The 19,354-nt window shown below is 42.8% G+C and carries 10 protein-coding genes; 3 read left to right on the top strand and 7 right to left on the bottom strand.

The annotated features are described in order from the left end of the window. The first annotated feature begins 66 nt into the window (after positions 1-66). Complete coding sequence (locus ACHFIY_RS02770; protein WP_410844525.1) at positions 67-1,596, top strand: alpha-L-fucosidase; 1,530 nt, start codon at positions 67-69, stop codon at positions 1,594-1,596. Positions 1,597-1,763: 167 nt separating this feature from the next. On the opposite strand, the gene ACHFIY_RS02765 is transcribed toward ACHFIY_RS02770, so the two are convergent. From ACHFIY_RS02765 to ppk1, 3 genes are read right to left on the bottom strand one after another with little or no spacing between them, the layout of a single operon-like run. Continuing rightward, positions 1,764-2,642: a bestrophin family protein gene (locus tag ACHFIY_RS02765; RefSeq protein WP_410844524.1), complete on the bottom strand. Its 879-nt coding sequence runs from the start codon at positions 2,640-2,642 to the stop codon at positions 1,764-1,766. 33 nt (positions 2,643-2,675) lie between these two features. Next, complete coding sequence (locus ACHFIY_RS02760; protein ID WP_410844523.1) at positions 2,676-3,557, bottom strand: Ppx/GppA phosphatase family protein; 882 nt, start codon at positions 3,555-3,557, stop codon at positions 2,676-2,678. Next, positions 3,554-5,632, bottom strand: a complete 2,079-nt coding sequence (gene ppk1, locus ACHFIY_RS02755; protein WP_410844522.1) for a polyphosphate kinase 1 — start codon at positions 5,630-5,632, stop codon at positions 3,554-3,556. The genes ACHFIY_RS02760 and ppk1 overlap by 4 nt, the downstream gene beginning before the upstream one ends. Before the next feature lie 362 nt (positions 5,633-5,994). Between ppk1 and ACHFIY_RS02750 the strand changes: the two genes are divergently transcribed. Continuing rightward, positions 5,995-6,249 carry a hypothetical protein gene (locus ACHFIY_RS02750; protein WP_410844521.1) on the top strand — a complete coding sequence of 85 codons (255 nt, stop codon included), beginning with the start codon at positions 5,995-5,997 and terminating at the stop codon, positions 6,247-6,249. Positions 6,250-6,373: 124 nt separating this feature from the next. On the opposite strand, the gene ACHFIY_RS02745 is transcribed toward ACHFIY_RS02750, so the two are convergent. The 4 genes from ACHFIY_RS02745 to ACHFIY_RS02730 form a co-directional block, all read right to left on the bottom strand. Beyond that, the gene (locus tag ACHFIY_RS02745) at positions 6,374-8,242 is read right to left on the bottom strand and encodes a T9SS type A sorting domain-containing protein (protein ID WP_410844520.1); all 1,869 of its coding nucleotides are present in this window, start codon (positions 8,240-8,242) and stop codon (positions 6,374-6,376) included. 710 nt (positions 8,243-8,952) lie between these two features. Then, on the bottom strand, positions 8,953-11,967 hold the full coding sequence (locus tag ACHFIY_RS02740; RefSeq protein WP_410844519.1) for a right-handed parallel beta-helix repeat-containing protein: 3,015 nt from the start codon (positions 11,965-11,967) through the stop codon (positions 8,953-8,955). Between the two features lie 374 nt (positions 11,968-12,341). Next, on the bottom strand, positions 12,342-12,551 hold the full coding sequence (locus tag ACHFIY_RS02735; protein ID WP_410844518.1) for a hypothetical protein: 210 nt from the start codon (positions 12,549-12,551) through the stop codon (positions 12,342-12,344). A gap of 99 nt (positions 12,552-12,650) precedes the next feature. Next, positions 12,651-13,238: a hypothetical protein gene (locus ACHFIY_RS02730; RefSeq protein WP_410844517.1), complete on the bottom strand. Its 588-nt coding sequence runs from the start codon at positions 13,236-13,238 to the stop codon at positions 12,651-12,653. A gap of 810 nt (positions 13,239-14,048) precedes the next feature. Here ACHFIY_RS02730 and ACHFIY_RS02725 point away from each other — a divergent pair. Further along, a complete protein-coding gene (locus ACHFIY_RS02725; RefSeq protein WP_410844516.1) occupies positions 14,049-19,247 on the top strand; it encodes a DUF8693 domain-containing protein in 5,199 nt (1,732 codons plus the stop codon). The last annotated feature ends 107 nt before the right edge of the window (positions 19,248-19,354 follow it).

Raw genomic sequence — 19,354 nt, 5'->3', positions numbered from 1 at the left:
ACTTTATTTTGACAACGTTCCTTAGTGGCAATATCAAAATCTTGGTTCACAAAAAACAATACAAATATGAAACGGATGCTTTTAAAAAAAATGCTTTTTACCACTGGCTTAATTGCTGGCGCAATAGGAAGTAGCCATGCACAAAATACATTACCAATTGTTGATGGGCCTTATAACCCAAATAAACCAGAAAGTTTTAAACAATACAAATGCCCGGAATGGTTCCGGGATGCCAAGTTTGGTATCTGGGCACATTGGGGGCCGCAGGCTGTGCCACGCCATGGCGATTGGTATGCAAAGAAGCTGTACCAACAGGGCAGTGGCGATAACAAATACCATGTTGCAACATATGGCCACCCCTCAAAATTTGGCTACAAAGACATTATCCCGCTATGGAAAGCAGAAAAGTGGGATCCAGAATACTTGATGAAACTATACAAGAAAGCGGGTGCCAAATATTTTGTAAGCATGGGCAGCCACCACGATAATTTCTTTTTATGGAAATCTAAAATCCACCGTTGGAACGCCGTGGAAATGGGGCCACACAAAGACGTGGTAGGTATTTGGCAAAAAGCTGCAAAAAAAGAAGGGTTGCATTTTGGCGTGTCTGAGCATTTGGCGGCAAGTTATACTTGGTTCCAAACAGCGCACGGTGCCGACACTTCGGGCGAGTTTAAAGGCGTTCCTTACGATGGCAACGACCCTGCTTATGCAGACTTGTACAATACAAAAGCTGCTCCTAACGATAAAGGATGGATTACCAAGAGCCCTGAATGGGCTAAGGAATGGTTTGACGATGTAAAGGAACTGGTAGATGCTTATCATCCCGACTTAGTGTATTCTGATAGTAAATTGCCTTTTGGAGATACAGGCTTGGCAATGATGGCAAATTACTACAATGGCAACCTAAAAGCCAATAATGGAAAAATGCAAGCCGTTTACAACTATAAAACTATGCCTGCGGATGGCACTTATGTAAAAGACATTGAGCGTGGCGTGAATGACGTTATTGCCGAATTTCCTTGGCAAACAGATACATCTATTGGCGACTGGTTTTACAGCACCGGGCAGAAATACAAAAGTGCATCAGAAATTATCCAAATGCTGGTTGATATTGTAAGCAAGAATGGTAATTTATTAATCAATATTGTGCAGACACCCGAAGGCGATATAGAACAGGACATGGTGAATACATTGGAAGATTTGGGTACATGGACATCCGCTAACGGCGAAGGCATCTATGGCAGCCGCCCTTGGAAAATATATGGCGAGGGCCCATCTACTGCACCGTCCCAAGAAAAAGGGCATTTTGGTGGATTGAAAGATGTACGCAAATATGGGTCTACAGATTATCGTTTCACCACTAAGAATGGCAAGGTATATGTATTTGTGATGGAGCCGCCAACAGCAGACATTAGCATTGTGTCTTTAGGCAAAAATGCAAAATTAGATACAAGGGAAATTGCTGCTGTAAAACTACTGGGCAGCACTGAAAAACTAAGCTGGAAACAAGGCGACGATGCGCTTACAATTACAAAGCCAAGCAGTTTGCCTAAATGGAAAACAGTGGCTTTTGAAGTAGTATTCAAGAAATAACAATGCAACGTTAGGCACTAAGGGCAAAAAAAGTGTAAGCAAGTTGTTACTTTTATATTTTGCCACGAATGCACGAATGGGACTAATGTTTTTATTCGTGCATTCGTGGCAACTTCTTTGTAAGGCTTATTTCTTTTGTGGAAATTTATAGTAACTAAGGGGAACAATTACAATATATCTTCCACATTCTTTTTAATAGTCGCAGTAAGCCGCTGCATGGGCAGGTCGTTGGCATCTTTGCCAAAAGGGTCTTCTATCTCTGCGGCAATTATTTCAAGGCTTGCTAGTACATAAAACACAAAAGCTACTATGGGTATGGTAAGGTAGCCAAGGCTAAGTGCCAGCCCTAGAGGCATGGTGAGCATGTAAATAAAAATGAACTTTTTGATAAAAGAGCTATAAGAATAGGGGATAGGCGTGTTTTTTATTCGCTCGCAACTGCCACAAATATCCAGGAACGATTGCAATTCCGTGTTTAGGTTTATTAGTTGGGCATCGCTTATTTTCCCTTCTTTGTAAAGGATGTTTACCTTATTCAGCATTAGTGAAGATACTTGCACAGGTATATGCTTGCTCGAGTCAAAATGGGGTATTTCGGGGTGCAGATCTTCGTCTAGCTCTAGCCTTGTTGATTCTGCCTGCAAGTGGAAACGCAATTCCTCTGCAAAGCGAGGGATTAATTTCTTGAAAAAACTCCTGTTCTTATTGTCTTCATTTGGAAGTAGTGCATTGATGTGTATAGCAAAGTTCCGGCTATTATTTATCAGGCTGCCCCATAGTTTCCGGCCTTCCCACCACCTATCGTAAGCCGTGTTAGTCCTGAAAACGAGCAGCATGGAAATAGCAAAGCCAAGCAAGCTGTGCATTTGAGGGATATTTTTTACCTCGTGGCCTTCCTCTAGTTTCAAGAAATCTACTTCCAGGAACACAACCAACCAACTGTAGCAGCCCATGAAAAGCAGCAAAGGCCATAGTTTCCTAAGCGTGTCGCCTTTGTGGAATCCTGCTATCAAGTAAAACCATTGCTTGGGGTTGTAATTTATCATGGGTTTAAATTAAGAAATAGATAGATTGCCACATTATTTCCTTACTTCCTCGTACAAGCTTTGTATCATGCCATCTGCCAAGCCTATTTTAGGTACATATATTTCTGCAATGTCTGCCCAACGCATGACATTGATATAAATAAGCAGGGCTGGTACTATCACATCGGCACGGTCTTCCCTTAATTTATAATCCCTTATCAATTCTTCCAAGCTATGGCTACCTAGCTCTTTATAAAAATCGCGTAGCAATTGCAGGGTCAAGGGCTTGCCTTCTTTCTTTTTACTAAGGGAGAAAATTTTATTGATGTTGCCCCCGCTACCAATAGCAGCAAGCGGCAAGCTAGATTTTGTGTTTTGTTTAAGGTGCTCCCGCATCTCTTCCCATTCGGCATTGCCTACCTGATTTTTTAACAAGCGTATAGTGCCTATGTTAAAGCTTTCACGGTATTTCATTTTACCCTCGTCAAAAAAAGTAAGCTCGGTGCTGCCGCCGCCCACATCTATATATAAGTAAGAATGTTGCTTGTCTAGGCTTTCGGCAATATGGTTTTGATTAATCATAGATGCTTCTATGTCGCCAGTGATTATTTCTATATGTATGCCTGTTTCTTCCTTTACTTCCTTGATGATGTCTTTCCCATTCTTGGCATCCCTCATGGCACTAGTGGCACAGGCTTTTACTTCCTCCACGTTGTATGCTTTCATCAAGTGTGCAAAAGCTTTCATGGTTTGTACGAGCATGGTGGTTTTATGTTTGCTTATATCGCCTGTTTCAAACACATCGAAGCCCAACCTAAGCGGCACACGTATCAGGTTTAGCTTGTTGAATTCTGGCTTGCCAAAGTTTTTTTCTAAAACCTCTGTTATTAACAAGCGGGCGGCATTGCTGCCAATATCTATTGCGGCTAGTATCAATTTTTTTCTTTTGTTTTATGAAATAGGTAATTGTACGTTTCTATCTGCGACCGCACTTTCTTTTTACCGGCTAAAAGTACATAGTTATTACTCAATTCTTTATCCAACAACCGTGCCTTTACATTGTCTTTTAGCTGTATGCCAATAATTTCTTTTATTTCATTGCGTATGCTAGGGTCAAGGATAGGGATAGCAGCTTCTATCCGATGGTCTAGGTTGCGTACCATCCAGTCGGCAGAAGATATGTATATTTTCTCTTTGCCCCCATTGTGGAAAATAATTACCCTCGCATGTTCAAGGTACTCATCCACTATGCTGATGGCTCTTACCGTATCCTTGAATTTCTTTTTTTCCATGGAAGCTGTATAAATCCCCCTTACAATTAGCTCAATAGATACACCGGCCTCGGCAGCGTCATACAACCAACCTATGAGTTTTGCATCGCTTAGCGCATTTACTTTTAAAATAACAGATGCCGGCTTGCCAGCTTTTGCTGCTTTTATTTCTCGTGCTATCTGCGCTTCAAAAGCATTGCGCATATTGGTAGGGCAGATGAGCAATGTTTTGCATTGATGCAGGTGGTTGATGCCTGTTTTCCAATTTTCGAGGTAGTTGAACATGCGGTTGATATCGGCCATTACCGTGCGATTGGCAGTTAGCAAACAATGGTCTGCATATACTTTTGCAGTCCTTTCATTCAAGTTGCCAGTGCTTACAAAGCCATACTGTATAAGGCGGTTGCCTATTTTCTTTTTAATAATGCACAGCTTGGCATGCACCTTCATTTTTGGCACCCCCAGCAATACTTTTACGCCTTCCTGCTCTAGCACCTCTTTCCATGTTAAGTTGGCTTCCTCGTCAAACCTAGCTTTTAGTTCCAGCATCACTACCACTTCCTTGCCATTTCGGGAGGCATTTACCAGTGCATTTATTATTTTAGAATTAGATGCTAACCTGTAAGCGGTTATTTTAATGCTTAGTACTTGAGGATCCATGGCCGCTTCCCTAAGCAGGTCTATGACGCTGTCGTAGGCATGGTATGGGAAATGCAGCATGATGTCTTTTTTTAGTATCACATCTGTTACCCGCATAGCTCCTTGCAACTCTGGGTGCGTGAAAGGCTTGTTGCGTGCGCTTTTGGTGGCAAATACATTGGGGAAGTCCACAAAGTGCCTGTAATTGTGTATGCGCCCACCCGGGATGATGTTGCTTTTGCTGGTGAGGTTCAGTTTCCGTATCAGGTATTCCAGCAGCCCAGGATCCATGTCTTTGTCATACACAAAGCGCACGGGCTTGCCCCTGCGGCGGTTTTTCAGCCCTTTTTCTATTTTTTCTACAAAAGTGGTACTTACATCCTGCTCTAGGTCTATCTCTGCATCCTTGGTTATTTTAAAAACATGGGCATCAAAATAGTCGTACCCAAAGTATGAGAAAATGTTGGGAAGATTAAAACGTATCACGTCTTCCAACAGGATAATATGGTGTTCATCTTTTTTGCCGGGCAGTATCACAAAGCGGCCGATGGCCGTAACAGGTATTTCTATTAGGGCATATTTTTGCTGGTAGGCATCATTCTTTTTCCGCATCACCACGCCCAGGTAAATACTCTTGTCCCTTATATAAGGCAGTTGGGGCAGGGGCTCTATGATTAGAGGTATTACGTTGCTGCGTACATGCTCGTCGAAAAAAGTTTTTACAAATTCCTGCTGCTCCTTGGTCAAGTGCTTTTCATCGGCCAAGAAAATTTTCTCGGCGTTCAGTTCTTTCAAGATACCTTCCCATATCCGGTTAAATTCTGTTTGCTGCCTTATTACAATGGTGTGTATTTGGTCTAGTATCTGTTGGGGGTTTTCTTCTAGGTGCATGTTCAGGCGCTTGCGTTTTTCCGAGAACTCCACCATGCGTTTCAGCGTGGCTACCCTAACCCTGAAAAATTCGTCTGTATTGTTTGAGAAGATGCCTAGGAAACGGATACGCTCCCGCAGCGGCACGGTTGGGTCGTTTGCCTCCTGCAATACCCTTGCATTGAAACTAAGCCAACTAATGTCGCGCTGAATAAATTGTTTTTTAACCATAAAAAGCGAAATACGTCAAGGCTTCAAAGATAGGAGGGAAAGGTTGGTTTGTGTGTATTAGTGGTGAGTTGGACGGGAGTTAACCGAAAGTTAATCAGTAGTTGGCGTATAATTCGTGAGTTGAACGTAAGTTAGGCACGAGTTATCGTGAGTTAACTGCCGAAAGTATATAGAAGAATATCCAACAATCGTATGGGCATAAAAGTAAAAGAAATTATTCTGGATAGTGGGATAAAGGCATCTTTAGAACATTGTTTTCGAACAGATAGGCGTCATTGTGTGCGGCAGCGTTGCCAAATGATTCTTCAAAGGCCAAGGGTTTCGGCTCTTCAAAGATAGGTAACTTAACAGGGTACAGTTGCGTGAGTGTAGATGGCTGGGTAATGCTTTTTGAGAAGTTGGGATTATCTGTTTTATATACGAAACATAGCCGTGGTCGCAAGGCGATATTGTCCAATGTCGACCTTGGCATTGCCAGGTATGCGGTTGTTGAGGAACGGCAACGTTTGTCGCAAGCTAAATTGCTGATAGAACAAGGGTTGGGCATACAGTTCAAGGTCAATGAACGCGGCCAGCTGCGAGCTGGTGGTTACAAAAGAGCTATGGGCGTTTTTTGACAATTCCCTTTTCGAGGGGTGGCCGTAGGCCAGGGTGGTTGTTCCCCTCTTTACGCCTTCTTTGCATGAAAACCTCTGCGAACCTCTGCGGTTATATTCTCTTGCCTTTGTGGCAAAAAAAAACCTATTGCTTCTCAAAACCCACATTGCTCACTTTGCCGTCTGTTGTTAGTATACGAAGGTGGTAAACACCAGCAGGCAAACCAGAGAGGGGAAGCATGGGGTTAGTGGCATCCTTTAGCGGCAGCAGTTTTACCACCCTGCCCAGGTTGTCTATTACCTGCACCGATGCTATATGGCTGCCAGTAATGGTTACAAAACTGCTTGCAGGGTTGGGGTAAACCGAAACAGCCAAGAGCTGTGAGCCAAGAACTGAAACAATATTGCTATAAGCAATGCTGCCGTCTTTGTCCACCATTTGCAGCCGGTAGTAAGCTGTGCCTTGTAGGGGGTTGTTGTCTATATAGCTATAATTAAGCATACTACTGCTATTGCCTGCGGCCGCTACCTTGCCCAAGGCCGTGAAGCTGCTGCCATTGCTGCTGCGTTCTATTACAAAATAGGCAGCATTGGTTTCGTTGGCGGTTTGCCATTGGGTTACTACCCCATTGTTGGTACTATTGGCCGAAAAAGCTACTAGTTTTACAGGTGTGGTGCAGTTTCCCCCTGTGCAATCACTACCCAGTTTTACTATCCAGCAATCACCACCGCCATGATTGCCGCTTACATCGCCATCGTTGCTATAAGTATAGCCAGCTATTATATAGCCCTTATCAGCTGTTTCTGTGATGCTATAGGCTTCATCAAGTTTAGAACCTCCCAAAGTTTTTTGCCATTGCAGGCTGCCCGTGCTGTCTAGCTTTATTACCAAATAATCCCAATTATTATGATTGCCGCTTACATCGCCATTGCTATTTTCAGTATAGCCCGCTAATATATATCCTCCATCGGCTGTTGGTTGTATGCTTTGGGCTCCATCACCACGATTACCCCCAAATGTCTTTTGCCATAGCAGGCTGCCTGTGCTATCCAACTTTACTACCCAACAATCAGCATCACTACTATGGTTTCCAGTAACATCACCATCATCGCTGCCAGTAGAGCCAGCTACTATATAGCCCCCATCGGTAGTTGGCTGTATGCTGTAAGCACCATCATTACCAGTTCCTCCTAGGGCTTTTTGCCATTGCAGGATACCTGTGCTGTCCAGCTTTACTACCCAATAATCATAATCCCCATGGTTGCCGCTTACATCGCCATCATTGCTCATAGCACTGCCTGCCACTATATACCCCCCATCGGCTGCCTGTTGGATGCTGTATGCCCAATCAGTACTAGTTCCCCCCAAAGTCTTTTGCCATTGCAGGCTACCTGCGTTGTCCAGCTTTATTACCCAATAATCATAAGTAACAATACTTCTATTACTTCCATAATAGACATGAGTACCACTTACATCGCCATCGTTACTATTAGTAACGCCCGCAACTATATAACCGCCATCGGTTGTTGGTTGTATGCTTTCGGCTACATCATGACCAGTTCCTCCATATGTCTTTTGCCATTGCAGACTGCCCGTGTTGTCAAATTTTACTATCCAATAATCACTACTACTACTATCGCCATCGCTGTTTTTAGTATATCCAGCTACTATATAGCCACCATCGGCGGCTGGTTGTATGCTTCTAGCAACATGATTACCAGTACCATCGAAAACCTTTTGCCATTGCAGGTTACCCGTGTTGCCCAGCTTCACTACCCAACAATCATTGCCACCATGGTTACCGCTTACATCGCCATTGTTACTAGAACTTGTACCAGCCAATATATAGCCCCCATCTGCAGTTGGTTGGATGCTGTAAGCCTCATCTCCAGCACTTCCTCCTAAGGCTTTTTGCCATTGGATGGATGGGGCTGTTTGTGCATTTGTTTTTGTGGCTGCCGCCAAAGCAAGGAGTAAGAAAAGCAGGGGGAGGATTTTGGTACATTTTTTCATGGTGTGTTTGTTTGCAGTTAATTAGCGTTTATTGTGTTGGATATTGTTTTGTTTTTAACATATCATGTCCCGAAAATAAGGGAATTGTTTTAAAAAGTTATACCATTGATTAAATGATTTTGGATGATTTTAATGATAGAAGCCCTTAGCCCGAAAGGCTTTTATTAGGGTGATTTTCAAAACTTCGCTGATTGTATTATGCTTAAATAGCTAAACCCAACCCAACCATCTTTGAAAGGAGAAGGAGCAAGAACAAAGGAAGGAAATTGAAGCAAATAGCAAAGATTTGGAATGGATTGTTTTTTGTTTTTCGGTGGTTTATTTTTTTTTGCTGCTTCCGTTTTTTTCTATAATTAAGCACAAATCACGCACAAAAATTTGATGTTATTGTTGATAATCAATGTCTTACAAGGGTGGTAACAATTTTTGAAAAAAGAAACAGCGTAAAAACCCCACAAAAATGGCAAAACTGAAACTATTTTAATAAAACACTAGGGGATATTAATATTATTAAAAATATGCAAATACTATCCCCTTGCCCTGTTCCTGTTACCTTTTCCTTTGGGTAACGTGTCCCGTCTTTCGGGAGTGGTGAGGTTGGGCTGGGTTAAATAAAAAGCGAAATTTTTTTTATGCACCCAATCAGCAGCTAGGTAACATTTTTCCTCTTCTTAGTACTGCTTCGTGTTTTTGTGCCTTTGTGGCAATGTTTACAGCACCTGCCATTTAACCGCCATGCCATTGTGCAGCAGTTTAATGATGTACATGCCCGTGGGCAATGTGGGCAGCTTGTATTGGTTATCCCCCTTCTGCCAGGAAACGGGTTGTTGGTAAACCATCTTGCCCGTAGCATAATATATGGCAATGGCAGATTGTATGCTGGTAGGTGAAACATTTTTGTAGCTAAGGCTAGCGGTACTCCCTTTTTGGGAAGGGTTGGGCAGCAATGCAAGGGTTTCTTTTTCCAAGCAACCTGCTTGCACTTTGGCTGTTTGGCTGTATAACTGCTGGCCTGTGTTGGTTTGCAAAAGCAGCCTGTAATATGCGGTTGCAGCAGCTTGGGGTACTTGGCTGGTATAGTTGTTGTTGCTGCCATTGTTTGCTGCCAATATTGTTTTTACGGTGGTAAATATGCCTGCGGCATCGCTTTGCTGTACTTGATAGGTTTGCACGTTTGCTTCATCGGCTATCTCCCACGACACAATTGCCCCGCAGCCGCTAGGGGAAGCAATGAAACGGCTGATGGTAACAGGCAAAGGGGAACTTATGGAAAAAGCAACAGGGCTGGAAGGGAAATCCCAAACGGTACTGTCTAGCAAATGTGCTACCAAGGTATGTTTCCCAATGCTTGGGTTTTGCCATTGGGCTGTAAGCACTATGGAATCGAAACTAGCTTTTTGCAGCGTCAGTGGCAAATTCAATAAAGTATCATTATCGTATAATGCCACTGCGGAATAACTATTGTTGATATTCGGGTTTTTGATGGTTACGGTTATGCCTAATGTGTCGGGGAGCAGTAGCCCATGTTTACTAGCTGCCAATGTAAAAGCAGGGGTAACGCCAGGTGTTTGTGTAGTGGTAATGGATGGCCTGTAAATGGAATCTTTAAATAGCCCAACCCTGGCGATATGCCAATTGGTACTGGTGGTTTTGGCAAATGCCCCTGTAGATTTAAGGCTATCCAACAAATTGTTATTGCCTGCATTAAACAAAGCACCTCCCATGAGCAGGTTTTGTTGGAAAACCAACCCATTTTGCTTAAAAGGGCTTCCTGTTTGTGCAAAATTGCTATTGGTAGTGCCATTGGTGTTGAACAGGCTTTTGTCCGCCACCCCGTTCAAACAGGCTTTGCCAACAGCTGTGCCTATGAATACATTGCCTTTGAGTTGCGGCCATATCAAAGATGTGTAGGCGCTGTTGGTGGTTGGAAACAGGTCGGCCAAATCTGGGTATGCCTGCTGGTAAATAGTGCTGGCATTGTAAACTTTCTTAAGGTTGGTATAATTGGTCAGGTTGCTTTTGTTGGTATCGGGCAAAAAACCTGTGGCATTGGTATGGTGTGCCTTGCTGTTGTTGTAATAAATATTGCTGTAGAAATTGTTGGAATACCCAAAGTTGTTTTGCGATCCATACAGGCAATTGGTAATGATGTTATTGGTAAATAATTGTCCAGAATACCAGTTGTCAGTGTACAGCCCACTGCCTTTGTAGTGCATGTCATGCACATAGTTGTTGTAGAATGTATTGCCTCTTTCTGTTTGGTTTTCAGAGCCGTAGAAAGCGCCCATGTCTGTATAAGTGCCTACCACATCAGAAATGTCGTTGTATTCAAAACGGTTGTTGTTGCCCCCATACAAAACGCCTACGTGCTGGCAGCCATGTATACGGTTAAAGGCTGTGTAGCAACCGATTACGCTCCGGGTATCTACAGCGGCGGCATATAAAAAAACATCCTTTGCATAATCGTAAATATGGTTGTTCACTACTTTGTGGTTGCAAGGTGTAAGGGTCAACTGGTCGGCAGTAAAATTGCTGTTGATTAGGAAAACGCCACCTTCGCCCACATCGTGAATGTCATTGCTCCTTACGGTGCAGTTGGTGCCATTGGTGATAAAAACCCCATAGCCCGCCACATGCGTTATCTCCATGCCTGCGAGGGTTACATAGTTGCATTTGCTTAAAAGCACCCCGTCAGATGAGCCGCCATCTAGCTTGAAGCCTTCAAAATTGGTATAGTTTACACCAGTTAGTTTAATGCTTTGGGTGGCACTGTTGCTGCTAATGTTCAGTGTGCCTGTGTCGGGCGGGTATATGTACAGCATTTTAGTTGCGAAGTTGATGCTCCATTCCCCAACGGCATCTATTTCTTCCACCAGGTTTACAGCCACATAAGGTTCTTTGCCATTGCCCGCAGGCCGGGCATATTTGTTGCCAATACCTCCTTGCACACCAATGGTTTGGTAAACAATGGAATCTGTGAGGGATATGGAATCTGTTTTCACAAAATCCATTTGCCAATCTACCCGCCAACTGCCACGCAGCCAAAGCCCATCTTTTATGGCTTGCCCCCAATATTTTGCCCTGTCGTCCCGATACACAAAAGTGCCACCGGGGCTAGTATTGCCTGTGCCATTGGTAAGTACCCTTTTTATCCGCATCACATCGTTGTTTGGGTATTGTGCCATGGGCAATGGCGTTGTGTTTTGGTATATAATGGGCCATTGCTGCCTACTGTTGGTGGTAGCAGTTATACTTACCGGGTAAGAAAATGTTTTGGGCCACGTGTTCATGTTGCTCAGTTTGTAGCTGGCAAGGTTTACTTGTTTCACCTTCTTGCGGGCATTGGTGTCAATGACCCTATTTTTAATAGAATCTGGCAAAGGTAATATATCAGCAGGGTTTATAGGCGTAATGGGTTGGAAGATGGCTTTTAGCGGATTAAGGGAATGGTAGGTTACAGGCGCAGCCGCAGTGCGGCTGTCTGTGGAGTCCAACGCCAAATAGCTATATACCCCATCCATCAGCCAAATGTGGCAAGTAATTGTTTTGTTGGCAGTTGTTTTGGCAATAGCCCTAGCCCTTGCGAGGGAAACAGGGTTTGCCGTGCTGCTGCCACTACCTGTAGCGGCCCCAGTTGGTAAAACATAGATATTCAAAGGCTGTGCATGCAAACAGGGACTTATCAAACAAAAAACAAAAGCCAATCCTAAGCCTATTTTTTTCATGGTCAAGCAATTTTTTATCAGTGCCTTCATTAGGATATCTAGTATCCTTTTAAAGCGTAATTTGTAAAAATAACGCTTTAATGAGTTTTATAGTGATTGACGTAATGCCTTTACTTGTCTTGATTGCTCAAAAGATTGGTTGGGTGGGGCAGGTAGGGCAAATAACGCAGTGTTATGTTACGGACTAAACTTCCGAAAGTTGCGGTTACCTACAAACAGCAGACCGGCTATACCCCGGTTAAATTTCTCCTGTGTCGAAAGGACGGGAAGAACGGAGCGAAGGGTACATGCCACAAGCACGCACCGGCAACAGTTCTTTTATTTGTATTGATTTAATTAGGATTAAGTTTAGCGTGGAGTAGCTAATTAAAATATCAAGAAATATCAGCCCCTTTACCACCTTTTTTACGTTCAATAATTATAACAATTAACCCAATAATTCCAATTAAATTATATCCTAAAAGGTAAGGTATTGAGAAGTTATTATTTGAATTATAATCTTTAGGCAAATGTATTGAAACATAGTAACTCGAAAAATAAACAGCAATTTGGAGCAGAATTAATATTATTCCGATGATTTTCATTTGAAATATTTTTTGTTATTAAAATTTTATCCTTTAATACCTTGTGTTTTCTTAGAACTCTTGGTTGGGCGAAATTATAGTGAGGTATATCTTTAAAGTCTATTTTAGTTCAATTTTAAATTTGTTCAATTTTTCTATACTCTCCTCAATTTTAGAAACAAATGTAGCCGTGTTTTTTATGTTCAAATCTGGATGTAAAATAAAAATGAAAAGTATTTTAAGCGACTTCTCTATTTCTATTAAATAGGCTATAAGTAGATTTAATTTTTTTGTTGAAAATGATTTGGGATTACTATCAATCCCAGTTGCTTTTATCTTAGAATGACTAATTGACAAAGAATCGATTTCCCCACCGTAAATATTCTCATCATAACCTATATATATAGTGCCATGAGCAAAAGAATTTCTTATTTCAATTGTGTTTGAAAAGTGTTTTGAAATTGCGAAGTAGTACTTATAAATTAAAGATTCATCAGAATATTTAGAAATTATCAATGCTAGCAATTTCTTTCTTAAAGGGTCAGCTGTAAGCCCTTCTGTCATTATTTCACAAAAGGTTAGTTGTTCCAAGCTATATTTTGGATATAGTATTTCAAGTATAATTGATCTAAGTTTGAAAGTTACATTCTCAAATTTTATAAGAACTGAACCATAAAGCCTTACTAAAATATCTTCTTTCTTTTCCATTATAATGATTGTAAATTAGCGTTTATTCATATCGACTATTATTTAAGGTGTCATAATCCAGCATCCCACCTAGTAAAAATAATTAAAATTTTATCACATAGGTCAACGACCATGTGAATTCCACTAAAATTCCCTTCCCCTTACGCCTCCACCCTCACACTATAACTTCCCTCCTCATCCACGCTCGGGTTGTGGATGCAGAAGAAGATAAAGACAGCGGTTTTGTCGTAGCCGAGGCTGTCGGCAATGGGGATGGTTGGGTGCTTCAAGTGTTTTCCTTCGCTTTCTGAAAGTCTCCTCTGCGCAACTTCCCGAAAGTTCAAAAACTTTCGGGAAGTTTGAATGCTGCCGAAGCTATCAATGTTGGTTATTTTATGAAAGTGGCGGGGGGTGGTTAGATGTCCCGTGTCTTACAATGGCAGGGAGATCGAAGTGACTAGGGCAACCGCAAGGGATTGCCCCTACAAACCGTCATTAACCATTTTCTGGTGCGCCAGATGCTTAATTCGATATGATGGGGAGGTGTGTGTAATTGTTTAAATCTACGCTACGATAAAAGCCCAATAGATAGCTAAGCCTTGAACGGTGCTATCGCCGTAAAAGCTACATATTGGGCTGCTGCTTGGACACAAAAAGCATCTTCTCTTTATATACCAAGGATTTTACCCTTGCTTTTTCGTTGTGCCACTTCGTTATGCAATTTGTATGTGCCATTACAATTATGATTACCTAGGGCAATAACCTGCAACATACAAGCAAATGCAACTTAGAATATCGTTATATTTTTGAAGCTAACGATTGTTGAAGCAAATGAAAGCAACTATACTTACCCTGTTAAGTTACTTACCCCTATTTCTCATTGCACAAACAAACTACATTACCAATGGTGGTTTTGAATCTTCTTCTTTAGGTACTAGCCCAAACGTAACCACAGGCAATGGCACTATGAACAATACCTTGGCTGGTCAATGGCAAACAACATTTGTATCCAGTTCATCCACGGGTACATCACAAATTGTAAATACTGCACAGAATTCAGGCAGCAATGCTATTTACATCACCATTACCAAGCAAACCAATAGGAATGATATAAAGCTATTGCAAGTAATTCCAAATACCACTATACCTCCAGCAGCCCCTTGCGTGCTTACTTTTTACTTGAAGGGGGGCAATGCGGGCGATTCCGTGGTGGCCAATGTGTTTAAGTCAACCGCTGCCAGCAATGCAAATGGTGCCAGTGGCGATGCCACGCAGCCTGCCAACTTGTATATTGCTACTACCAACTGGAAAATGTGCAAAATGTATGTAGACCTCACCAATTGGACTACTACCGAGCGTACCAATATGCGTATCTCCATCCGCCCCAATACAGGTTTGAGTTCTTCGCCTACGCCTTCGGAGCCTTACCCAAAGTATTATTGGTTTGATGATATTTCTTTTTTCAAAGTAGACTCCTTGCACGAGATGCACGAGATGGCTATCTCAGTGGCCATGGATAGGCGCCAAACGGCACAAGATTCAGGGTTTACTGCCGAGGTAAGCTCGCTGACAACTTCTATCAATGCCATGCTTGCCGATACGGCGCATTATGTGCCAGTAGTGCCTACAAACGCAGTAGGGTTCAATCCCACCATCATTGTTACAGATACCACCAACCCTTATATCAACGCCTTATACAGTTGGGCTGCTAGCTATCTTGCTGATAATACACAAGGCTTGGCCTACCCAAAAGCGGTAAGAGGGGAATATGTCAATTTCCCGGCAGGCAGTATTGTGGCTAGATCGTTAGGCAGTTATACGGAGAATATGCACTGGCTGTTGGTGTCGCCTTACAGCAAGTACCGATACAACCCAGAACTTTTCCGGCGTTTCCTCACTATTGTTTATGCCACTTCCGACGACTACCAAGTGAATGGTGGCACAGGTGTTTATGGAACACCGGGCTCTACGTTAGATGCCCTGAACGATTGGTTTGCCGCTGCCAAATCCTGCTATGCTTGGTGGATGGTGGCACAGTCTTTCCCATCAGGGTATATCCCATCTGTGTTGAACCAGCGTTTGTTGGATGCCGCCGATACAATGGGCAAAGTGCATAGGGGATGGGCAGATAGCATTTATAGCTACAACTACACCAATAGGGATATTAGCTATGCGCAAATATTGATGAACCTAGGCTTGTTCCGTGGCAATAGTAATTGGGTTTCTTTTGCAAAACAAATAGTAGATTCTGTAAACATTGCAGACCGTTTCCCCGATGGGGCCTATGCTTACCTAGGCCATCAGAATGAAACGGAAGACTACCACGGTGGTACCAATAATTCCTTGGCTAAAATATGGGCAGTATCTGGCTACCAGCCTGCGTGGGACTGTGTTTCCAAAACTGCAAACTATGAAATCATGAACCTTGAACCAAGGGCGGTGCCAGAGTATTATACGGCACCCGCATGGAAGTCTATGTGGAACATGACGGTTAATGCTTCTGCCGAGCCGCTGGTTGCCATGAGCGGGAGTGGGTATTACCGTGCCAAGCTGAACCAAATAAACCTGACTGCAGGTTATGGGAATGAAATGGTAGTATCCCTCGCATTTTATAAACCCAGCATTGCCCCCTTGTCATTGCCTTCTAGTTTTTTGGTGTATGACAGGAACATCCAAGGCCCTAGGGGTCGATATGGCAATTATTCTTATGGCGTTTCGTTAAGGAATGTTGCCCCCACTGCTTATGCTTCCGGTGTACTAACTCCAGTGGGCAATTTAGGAATGCCTACATTAGTTGGTTCTATGGTTACACAAGCTTTATCAAACGCCAACACACAAGATTCAATCGTGAACAGTGTTTTGATGCTCGCAGGCAGCCAAGTGCATGTAAACCTTAGCACGCCAGCCTCGCCCGTGTTGGACTGGGGCTTTATGATGACTCAAATTTCGCCTTTGGTTTGCGTTTCCCGCACCGCAGCAAGTGCATCAACGCCGTCAATATTGCAACGCCAATATTCGGGGCCAAAGGCAAAGGCAACCAATTGGTCATCTAACCAGCATTGGATTACCTTGCCCGACAGGATGATTGGCTACGTGGAAACGTTCCCCACCAATTCTACTGGAACAACAAGTGCCTACGAAATAACAGGTAGGTTGCGTTTTACTTATGGCAGGAATGGTATATTAAACCCACAAACATTGGTGATTGACACCTTGAACAAACAATATACCTATGGAAGTTTGAGGACGATTATTAAAGGGTACGATTTTAACCAAGTGGACACAGCTTATGCAGGCGTACTGGAAAACGCTGCTCCCTTCAATGCGTATGATATTGTATTTAAATGCGACTCGTCTAATGGCACTTCGCTATACAATTACTCTGGCAAGATCAAGAAATATTTTATGGTGGAGATAAGGAATATCAACGCCACAGGGAATACCTTGGTAACCAAGATAAGCAATGGAAAATTATCGGGGCTTATCGTAAAACTAAATGGCAACATTTATTCTTCTTACCGCAACGATAGCACTGGTACAATGACTTTGAACATCAGCAATTCTATTGTTGCTGATTCTATCCATATTACCCAAGCACACTATGCCCGTACAGACTCTACCCTTATCCAACCACAAATCATTACCAGCAATACTTTTTCATTGGCTGCCAACCAACAAGTATTGATTGTTTCCTCAAGCAACCTAAACGATATAGGCAAAGGGTGGGAAAACTTTAATGAAACACTGTCAGACACGGGCATTTACCCCAACGCCGGCACTACATGGAGCGGTGCCTACAATAGTTCTTGGACTGCCAATGGCAACTGGAGCAATGGTGCCCCTAATACAAATATGGATGTTGTGGTAACTGCCGCTATAAAACAGCCCGCCGTAAATGCAACCCAAGCGGTAAAGAAACTAATTGTAAATAACAATGCAACAGTTGCAATAAACGGCAACCTTCAAGTGAACGACAGTCTTACCAATAATGGGGCAATTGTAGGAAATGGCTTTACAACCCTAGCTGGCTCATCACCCCAAAAGATAATGGGTATAGGCTCTATTAGCAACTTAGCCATTGCCAATGGTAATGGGGTGTCAATAGCAAGTGGTAGCAATAAAGTAAACATTACAGGTACATTGAACTTATCCAACGGCAATTTGAATACCAATGGCAACCTTGTGCTAAAAAGCAATTCTATTGCCACTGCTAGCTTAGTGCCGATACAATCTGGGGCATCTATTACTGGTAATATTACCGTGGAAAGGTATATACCTGCCAAAACTGCCAGGAAAAACATATTCATCAGCAGCCCAGTAAGCCAGCAAATAAACAATGCCTGGCAGCAGCAGGTATATATCACAGGCAGTGGGGTAGGGGGTGCCGTTTGTGGCAATGTAAATAGCAATGGCTTTGACGTTACCCTAACCAACAAGTCTTCCCTTTATACATACAGTGCAGCTTTTGTGAACAATTCCCGATGGGTAAGCGTACCCAATACCAATGCTACCAGTTTAATGCCTGGTGTGGGATATGCTGCCAATATCCGGGGTACAAGGGGCAATGGGGGAGGTTGCAACAACCAGTTAAATACTTCACATCCAGCCCCTCCCGATTCTGTTGTGTTGTCTGCCACGGGTGCATACTCCACATCGCCCACGGCTACCGTTTATGGCACTACCAGCTATGGGGCAAATCCAGCTTACACTTTATTGGGCAATCCTTATCCCTGTGCCTTGAACGCCTCTGCTTTTATTGCTGCGAACAGCAGTACAGTTACAGGTAACCTGTGGATGTATCCTGTTACTGGCAATACAGCACGCAGCTATGGCAGTTGGAACAAAGCCACCAAGATAAGCACAGGGTACTGGCCTACTGACTATTCGGCTGACAATGTTACGGATGTGGTAGTGCCTTCTGGTAGTGCTTTTTTTGTAGAAAAGACGGATGCTGCAGACGGGACAGTGTCTTTCTCTGAGCAGCAAAAGGCAGCCTCCCCTAAAGGTAGCGTTACCATATTTGGTTCGCCCCCAAGCCAAGCATGGAACAACAAGCTAAGATGCACCCTACTGAATACTGATAGCAGTTTTGTAGGCGATGCGGTTGTGTTGTTCGGTTCGGATACTGCTATTTCCAATGAAGCATATACCCATTTTGATACTTATTGCTTAAATACAGAAACCCCACCTTACATAGCTACGGCAAAAAAAAAATGGCTGCTTTCAGTAAATACAAAACGGCTTGCTATTTTATCTGATACCGTTCCACTGCTGGTATATAACAATACAGCGAGCAAATTTATGCTCCACTTTACAGATTTTGGGCAATTTGAAAGGCTATCTTCTATAAAACTGCAGGATAATTTTGTAGGCACTACCCAAGAAATAACAGCTAACCCTTTTTATTCCTTTGCTACCACTGGCGATAGCAATTCCCATAGTGCAACACGTTTTCAATTGGTGTTCGGCAGGGCAGCCCCTTTGCCCATAAAAAACATTGCCCTGCAAGCAGCTAAGGTACAAGAGAAGGCATTGCTTCATTGGCAGGTTACGGGAACAGCCAGTACCCGGTATTTTGAAATAGGCCAATCTGCCGATGGCAATGCATTTGCCAACATAGATAGTGTATCGGCTACTAACCAGCCAGCTTATAGTTATACCTGCAATACGGTTCCTCAAGGCAATACCTACTATCGGGTTAAAGCCGTGTCGACTAATGGGGAGATATTGTATAGCAATATTGCTGAAATTAAAAATAGGCTAGACAACTTTGGTTTTGCATTGTACCCCAACCCTTCAAAAAATAAACGGGTAAACCTCCAGATTAGCAATGCCGCAAACGGTAATTACACAGTAATTATCTACAATAATATAGGTGCCGAGATAGCCAGCCAGCCCATTTTCCATACCGGTGGCAATAGTTCATACCCTTTGCGCTTCCCATCAACACTACTTGCAGGCAATTACACAATTGTTGTAAAATCATTCGATGGCCAAATATTGTATAAAGCAATATTTGTTTTTATGTAAAGACGTTGCATGCAACATCTCTACATAAAAACTACACCCACTTTTTATTTGTTAATAAAATGGTAACATGAAATTTGATGTTACATTCTTTTTTTAAGCACTTTTGC

Origin of the sequence: Parasediminibacterium schistidii, assembly GCF_046546515.1 — a bacterium.
GTDB lineage: Bacteria > Bacteroidota > Bacteroidia > Chitinophagales > Chitinophagaceae > Parasediminibacterium.
Note: the sequence above shows the minus strand (reverse complement) of the source record. Positions and strands in the feature narration are given on the sequence as shown.

Coding starts and splice junctions, on each gene's coding strand:
- ACHFIY_RS02735 (WP_410844518.1), bottom strand. CDS start 12,551: ATGAAAATCATCGGAATAATATTAATTCTGCTCCAAATTGCTGTTTAT.
- ACHFIY_RS02730 (WP_410844517.1), bottom strand. CDS start 13,238: ATGGAAAAGAAAGAAGATATTTTAGTAAGGCTTTATGGTTCAGTTCTT.
- ACHFIY_RS02770 (WP_410844525.1), top strand. CDS start 67: ATGAAACGGATGCTTTTAAAAAAAATGCTTTTTACCACTGGCTTAATT.
- ACHFIY_RS02765 (WP_410844524.1), bottom strand. CDS start 2,642: ATGATAAATTACAACCCCAAGCAATGGTTTTACTTGATAGCAGGATTC.
- ACHFIY_RS02740 (WP_410844519.1), bottom strand. CDS start 11,967: ATGAAAAAAATAGGCTTAGGATTGGCTTTTGTTTTTTGTTTGATAAGT.
- ppk1 (WP_410844522.1), bottom strand. CDS start 5,632: ATGGTTAAAAAACAATTTATTCAGCGCGACATTAGTTGGCTTAGTTTC.
- ACHFIY_RS02725 (WP_410844516.1), top strand. CDS start 14,049: ATGAAAGCAACTATACTTACCCTGTTAAGTTACTTACCCCTATTTCTC.
- ACHFIY_RS02745 (WP_410844520.1), bottom strand. CDS start 8,242: ATGAAAAAATGTACCAAAATCCTCCCCCTGCTTTTCTTACTCCTTGCT.